Raw genomic sequence first — 6,880 nt, 5'->3', positions numbered from 1 at the left:
TTCTTAAGATATAGTATAATTTTCTTAGCTGTTGTGGACTGTTTTTTTTGGATTGTTCGTAATTGATGTGGGGGTATTGGAGAATCAATATCGATCAAATCAAGATTTACCAGCTTTAATAAATTTAAACTAGCCTTATCATAAGAAATTGACTTTTCTGTTTTTTTTAGAACTTCATATAAAGTAAATTTTCGCTTCTTTGTATTCAGATATTCATTTCGCATATATTCGTAGATTAAAAAGGTTTTTGTATCCTTTAAAGTATTTACTAAGTGATTAAATTCAACAGAAGTACTTAGATTGATATCTTCTGAGGAAATTGTATTGCCACTATCAAGATCGGTTATTAAAACAATTATTTCTTTGTTTTTGAAGAATAGCTGAACAAAAAACTTTTCCAGAATAAAATTATTTGCCAAGTTATTGAGTCTTTCTCTGAGTGAATGGATAGGTCTTCCAAGAATTTTTGCGGCTTTTTCCACTGAGAGACCCTTTTCTATCTTAATTAAATCTAGAATTTCCTGGTTTAGTCGTGAAGATAGGGTGCTTAAGAGTTCTGTTTCCTCCAGTTGTAGTTCCTCCAGTTATATTTTGACAATTCAATTACAGAATAAGACTGCGCGCGCTTATAAATATTTTCTAAGGGCACTTCGCTTGATTTAATCACTTTGAAATTTCTTTCATTTGTTTTTGAATTTCTATGAGGAATGGAAAATTTATATTAAAGTAGAAATTGACAAGTATTTCACATTACTATGAAAATCATATTTTGCATAATTTAACGCGGTGGAGGTGATCAATTGTTTGGGCAAGTGCCAATCGACCTAAGTCAAGTAAAAGAAGAGAACATTGACAAAGAGATTTTAAGAACTGCAATAATTGCGGAATTGGATGCAATAAATGTTTATGAACAAATGGCAGCAAGGAGTAAAAATACTGATCTCAAAATTGTTCTTATGGATATAGCGAATGAGGAAAAAACACATATGGGAGAATTCCTAGAACTTCTACTAAGATTAGATCCTCAACAAGTAAAGGAGCTCGCTGAAGGAAAAGGGGAAATTGAAGAATTACTTGGAAAATAGCGCTGAAATTATTGTCACATTAGGATAATTAATAAGGCATAATTTACAAATGAAAGGACATAAAAAGTGGATAGGTGAATTAAGAATGGCAACCCTATATCAAACTGCAGATTGGAAAGCAGAGAAACATGTCCCAGTAATTGACGATCCTGTAAAAGAAGGAGATCTTTTCAAGGTAACCGTTAGTGTTGGCAAAGAGATAGCCCATCCGAATACTACTCAGCATCATATCCGATGGATAGACCTGATTTTCTGGCCAGAAGGCGAAAAATTTCCATACCAAATAGGCAAAACAGAATTTCTTGCTCATGGTGAATCAACTCAGGGTCCTGATACAAGCACAGTATATACACATCACTGGACAACGTTTGCTTTCAAGACAGAAAAACGGGGAAAACTTATTGCTACCTCTCATTGCAACATTCACGGCCTTTGGCAAAGTGAAAAAGCATTAATGGTCTAGTAAACTCTAGCCTGTAAAATGCTGAATATCGCAATACCTTATTTCTACTATTTTTTTATTAGCATTTTAATTTTTAAATGAACTGTACTGGTTTTAACATTAATTAAATTGCTTAATTTGTGTATATATCTAAGTTTTTTAAAGAGATTCAATGTTATTAGAAGACAGGAACAATTTGAGGAGATTCTTAATGACAAAAATTAGTGAAATATGGATTGACGCTGATAAATGTATGCGCTGCGCAAATTGTTTGGCAAGTTGCCCAGTATTAACAACTGCGGGATTTAGTGCCTTCCCTGGTCCTCGAAACGTGATGGGAGAAGCTCCAAGACCATTTGAAGAAATTGATGCAACACGTGATCTGTTTCACCTCTGTACAACATGTGGACACTGTAGAGAAGTTTGTCCTTCTGGAATAAATACCCCACAAGCAATGAGCCTCTTAAGAGAAGCAGTAGCCAAGAAAGGCTATGAGGACTTCTACATTCAGGCAGCAGCAAAATCTACCATGAAATTTAAGAACCCCTACACGAAAGAGCAAATAGAGAGGTGCGAATGGTCAAAAGGATTTCAATTTTCTAAAACCTCAAATATTCTGTTTTATGCAGGTTGCACTTACTCTTTCAATTACCCTGAGGTGTTAAAATCAACGATCGATATTCTTCAAAGAGCCGATATAGAAGTGCAGTATCTGCAGGAGAAAGAAGAATGCTGTGGTATCATGCTGTACGATGGTGGTTACCTTGAGGAGTTTCAAGCTCAAGTTAAGACAAACATAAAGAGATTTGAAGAAGCAGGTATAGATTTGCTTGTAACACCCTGCCCCGGCTGTTATGGAATGATTAAACGAGAGTACTCGAAGTTTGCTGATTATAATTTTCGTGTACAACATTTCACTGAATTTCTAATAGAGCTGATTAATCAAGGTAAGCTAAAATTAAAAGACTATAATGCTACGGTCACTTGGCATGATCCATGTCATTTATCACGAAAAATGCGAATTTTTGACGAACCAAGACAAATTATTGAATCAATTCCAGGTTTAACATTCAAGGAAATGCCAAATACAAAATATGACAGTTTTTGCTGTGGCGCAGGTGGTGCGGTACTCGCATCAAGAGCAGATGTCTCAATAAAGTTAGCGAAACGGCGCGTTAGTGAAGCTGTAAATATTGGCGCTAACATAATCTTAACGATGTGTCCAGCATGTGAATCTATTTTAGAAAAGGCAATTCGTTATCTCGCTTGGGAAGACATGGATGACGAGGATGAGGAGGATTTCGACCTCTCTGATTCCCGTGTAAAATTAATGGATCTATCTACACTGATTTCCCAGTGCATAGCTTGAGTTATCTTCTTATTTTTAGTTTTTCACGCAATCAAAAGTGAAGGGATTCCGACGAAAGCACGCATTTTGACTTTCTGCCGATTTTTATATATTTTTCAATTATGAAATATATTGAGCGCTTAGGGATCGTACCAACCTTACAATCATTTATAAAACTGTGGAATTATAAACAATATCCCACATTTTATAATAATTCTCAATCATTCCGTTAGTGGATAGACCAGCCTTAAGGTTATCAGGCTGTGCATTCGTCACCGAGTTCAAGACATGCTTCATCAATATCGTTTTTTTCAATATTTCGAGAGTCTTGAAGGAGGTTATCCTGCTTTGCTTGAAGAGATCATGGATCATCGACCATATACGGTAAGGACTGCCCTGTTTCAAACGGGACTCGATAAACTCCCCGACTTGTGAGAGCACCCAATCATAGATGGCTGGAATTGCTTCCTTAAATCCAAGCCCTCTTCGAGCTATTACATAACTTGCTAAATGATGGACTGACAAATTATGTAATCTTGAATACTTGTATTTCCCGATTATAGAGGTATATTGATGTTTTCTTCGGATTTATGTAAGTCCTCACCATTCTCCTTCTTCTCGATCTACTTTATAAAGCCCGCTATTTTTTTAAAAAAACTAGAAAAAGCTAAAAAATTATTTGCAGAAACTCACAATTAATTACAAAGAAACCGACTAAAATGATATCCTGATGAAATCATATTATTAGAGTTTGCTTTGATACTATACAAGCAAGATAAGAATTCTAGGTGATCATAACGAAGATGATGAAGATACCAATAGATTTAAGTATTAAAAGCCCTAGTTCGATGTGGAATATCTATCTATCTATTGTAAATGTAACACACCAACTGGGTGTGTGTGTGAGAATGGATTCTGTTGTGAAACCATTGCTGGAAAACGATGTGGATGTATTTGAATCATCCGTTCGACTTTTAGTGGACCAGGGAAAAGCCTCAGTGGATTCTGTACTCAGTCGTTCAGACGACTTTATTGATATCTGTAAAATGATGAAAAAGGCTAAAGAAGACGGGAAAACCATTCATATTACAGGGATGGGAAGGTCTGGAAAATCAGGAATGCTAACTGGAGAGTTACTAAAAAATATTGGTTTTCATGTGAGTTATATTGGAAAGACACTTGCGCGTCCAATCAGAGAGGGAGATATAGCGATCGCCTTCTCGGGGAGCGGCTGGACTAGAGAAACTTGTGCAGATATAGATTATGCCATAAAAAAGGGTGCTACAATAATTGGTATCACAGCTGACCTAAGATCAAAAATTGGAAGGATTTCAGACGTTGTACTTAGACTTCCTGGTAAGACGGACATTCCTGAAGGGTCTAGATATGTTACAAAGCAGATGGAACAGATTATTAAAACACCTTTAGCACCAATGGGTACAACATTCGAATTATGTGTGATTCTATTCGGAGCGGGACTAATAGGGGGACTTTATTCTACTTCAGACTATATAGAAGGTTTCAAAACGATTTCAACCAAAATGTTATCCGACCTCGACTGGACATTATCAGACCTGCTAAGTTATCAAAATAATCGAGCGCAGCTTATTGATGTGATCCATCTATTTGAAAATGCGATCATGAATAGACATCCATCATACTGGATTGGCAGCGGGTTGACAGATATCGTTGCTGGGATGCACGCCATGAGATTCCAACATCTTAAGTCAGATGTTGAACTCACCTATGATTGGAGATTCCGTGAAAAAAATCATTTGCTAGTTCTGATAAGTGGAAGTGGTGAAACACCATCAATTCTACATTATGCAAATGATGCACGAGAAATCGGTATGAATGTGCTTGGGATAACAGCGTATATGCCTTCTTCACTTAGCAAAATGTGTACACATACACTTGTAGTTCATGGCAGAGATTCACGCGAATCGGCTTATAATAAGAGAATCAATGGTTCAGCTGAGTTGTTTTTACCGGCATTTGAATACTCTACAGCTAATGTTCTGGATGGAATCGTTGCACAATTAGCATTCAACCTTGGCGTTTCAGAACATGAAATGGAGTATGAACACGCATAGGAACGTCTAAAACTTTCCCTGGTCTTTTTTTTTAATAATATAATGGTGCTTAGATGTGCGAACATGCCTCGCAATCGTCTTGTCTTTTGATTTGCATTATATCAACAGACATAGCTTCTCCATCAAAAATCAGCAAGCGTCCTATTAGGGGAGTTCCTATTCCAAGAACGAGTTTAAATGCTTCCATTGCTTGAAGTGTTGCAAGGACAGCAGGAGTTGCACCAAGAACGGGGAATTTCTTTTGCTCTAAAGGTGGATTAGGGAATATACATTTTAAGCATGGGCCTTTTCCTGGCACGATCGTAGTTAATTGACCTTCAAGTCCATAGATGCCGGCATGAACAAAGGGAATTTTATAATGAGTACAGGCATCATTTATGAGATATCTTGTATTAAAATTGTCCATTGCGTCAATTACAACAGTAGCACCTTTTACCAAGTCAAATATGTTTTCCTCGGTAATTTCAAGAGGTAAGGCCTCAATAACTATATCAGAATTCATTTGTATTAATTTTTCTTTTGCAGAGATTGCTTTATCTTTACCTATATCCTTTTCCCAATGTAGAATTTGTCTATTCAGATTTGAGAGATCAGGTTTATCTTTGTCAATTAGTACAAGATGGCCGACACCACCCACTGCAAGATATATTGAAACAGGACACCCGAGCCCCCCAACGCCCATTACTACAATTTTAGATTTCTTAAGAATTTTTTGGCCTTCAACTCCCCAACCTTTGATCATCATTTGTCGATCATATCGTTCCAGTTCCGATGGTTTCAAATCCTCTGAATGACTCATTTCTTTCGCCTTCTGTAATTATGACAATGGGTTAATATAAATTAAAAAGTTTTATGATACTTGTTCTTTTGCTACCGCTTTTAGGTTTTCCCTAAAAAAGGCATCTTTTTCTATAAGAACTCTATATCCTTTACGACGGATTAATTTACATAAAAAGCGAAAGAAGTCGAAAAGCAATTCCACCTAGAATAAGTGCTAACGCGATATCAACAAAAACTATTATTAGAGTTCTTTTCCAGCCAAATTCACGTAACAATGCTCCTATGGTGGCTATGCAGGGTATGTAAATCATCGTGACAAGAGCAAAAACAATCATTTGCACTGGAGTGAGAACCAGATCAAAATTAACTGTACCCGCTATGTCTGCCAATAATATTAATGTTAATTCCCTTCTTAAGATTCCAAACACTAAAGGAATTGAAGTGATATCTGGAAGTCCCAGCCATCCCGTAACGACAGGTGCCATCACAATACCAATTAAATTGAGAAGCCCAAATATTCGAAATACTTCTATTAGTAAACTTCCTGAAATAATTAAAGGAAATGCAATATACACAAAATCCTTGCTTCTATGCCAAGTCTTAGTAACCACTACTTTTATCGAGGGCATCTTATAAGGCGGCATCTCCATAATTAGACCCATAGGTTCACCAGGGACTGTTTTAAATGCAATTCGTCCTAAAATAAAAATCAAAATCAAATTAAAAACATATAACCCCATTGCCCACCCAAAACCAAGATATCGACCCACTAATCCGATTATTACTACAGTACGAGCAGCACATGGAATTAAGACTACCACAAACCCTGCAAGTAGCCGTTCTCTATCTGTTTCCATTATACGACAGCCAACGCAGGCAGGGACACTGCAACCATATCCAAGAATTAATGGAATGAATGCCTTTCCATGGAGACCAATCTTATGCATAATATTGTCCATTAAAAATGCAGCTCGAGGTAGATATCCTGTGTCCTCTAAAAACGATAGAATAATGTAAAATGGAACGATAAAAGGTAACGCAATGGTTATTCCTGCAATTATTCCTTCTACTAAACCACGAGATATCAAACTAACTGCTACTGGAGGCAAACCAGCATTTAATAGTATTATTT

At 36.6% G+C, this 6,880-nt stretch carries 8 protein-coding genes; 4 read left to right on the top strand and 4 right to left on the bottom strand.

The features are described from left to right. The coding region (locus QVB70_RS00980; RefSeq protein WP_287582461.1) for a hypothetical protein at positions 1–482 on the bottom strand (482 nt) is incomplete at its 3' end. 318 nt (positions 483–800) lie between these two features. On the opposite strand from QVB70_RS00980, the gene QVB70_RS00975 reads away from it, so the two are divergent. The 3 genes from QVB70_RS00975 to QVB70_RS00965 all read left to right on the top strand — a co-directional run bounded on the left by QVB70_RS00975 (position 801) and on the right by QVB70_RS00965 (position 2,896). Further along, positions 801–1,085, top strand: a complete 285-nt coding sequence (locus tag QVB70_RS00975; RefSeq protein ID WP_287582459.1) for a ferritin family protein — start codon at positions 801–803, stop codon at positions 1,083–1,085. An 85-nt stretch (positions 1,086–1,170) separates the two neighbouring features. Further along, entirely contained in the window at positions 1,171–1,548 is a 378-nt protein-coding gene (locus tag QVB70_RS00970; RefSeq protein WP_287582457.1) for a class II SORL domain-containing protein, read from the top strand. Positions 1,549–1,738: 190 nt separating this feature from the next. After that, the gene (locus QVB70_RS00965) at positions 1,739–2,896 is read left to right on the top strand and encodes a (Fe-S)-binding protein (protein WP_287582455.1); all 1,158 of its coding nucleotides are present in this window, start codon (positions 1,739–1,741) and stop codon (positions 2,894–2,896) included. Between the two features lie 147 nt (positions 2,897–3,043). Here the strand turns inward: QVB70_RS00965 and QVB70_RS00960 are convergent, their stop codons facing one another. Beyond that, positions 3,044–3,400 carry a hypothetical protein gene (locus QVB70_RS00960; protein ID WP_287582453.1) on the bottom strand — a complete coding sequence of 119 codons (357 nt, stop codon included), beginning with the start codon at positions 3,398–3,400 and terminating at the stop codon, positions 3,044–3,046. A gap of 278 nt (positions 3,401–3,678) precedes the next feature. Here QVB70_RS00960 and QVB70_RS00955 point away from each other — a divergent pair, with 278 nt between their 5' ends. Further along, the gene (locus tag QVB70_RS00955) at positions 3,679–4,968 is read left to right on the top strand and encodes an SIS domain-containing protein (RefSeq protein WP_287582450.1); all 1,290 of its coding nucleotides are present in this window, start codon (positions 3,679–3,681) and stop codon (positions 4,966–4,968) included. Between the two features lie 49 nt (positions 4,969–5,017). Here QVB70_RS00955 and QVB70_RS00950 read toward each other — a convergent pair whose 3' ends face one another. Together QVB70_RS00950 and QVB70_RS00945 are read right to left on the bottom strand one after the other, a co-directional pair. Beyond that, positions 5,018–5,767: a HesA/MoeB/ThiF family protein gene (locus tag QVB70_RS00950; protein ID WP_287582449.1), complete on the bottom strand. Its 750-nt coding sequence runs from the start codon at positions 5,765–5,767 to the stop codon at positions 5,018–5,020. A 145-nt stretch (positions 5,768–5,912) separates the two neighbouring features. Then, positions 5,913–6,880 (bottom strand): nucleoside recognition domain-containing protein (locus QVB70_RS00945; RefSeq protein WP_287582448.1); only part of this gene is annotated, 968 nt, incomplete at its 5' end.

It is taken from the genome of Candidatus Borrarchaeum sp. (assembly GCF_019058535.1).
Taxonomy (GTDB): domain Archaea; phylum Asgardarchaeota; class Sifarchaeia; order Borrarchaeales; family Borrarchaeaceae; genus Borrarchaeum; species Borrarchaeum weybense.
Note: the sequence above shows the minus strand (reverse complement) of the source record. Positions and strands in the feature narration are given on the sequence as shown.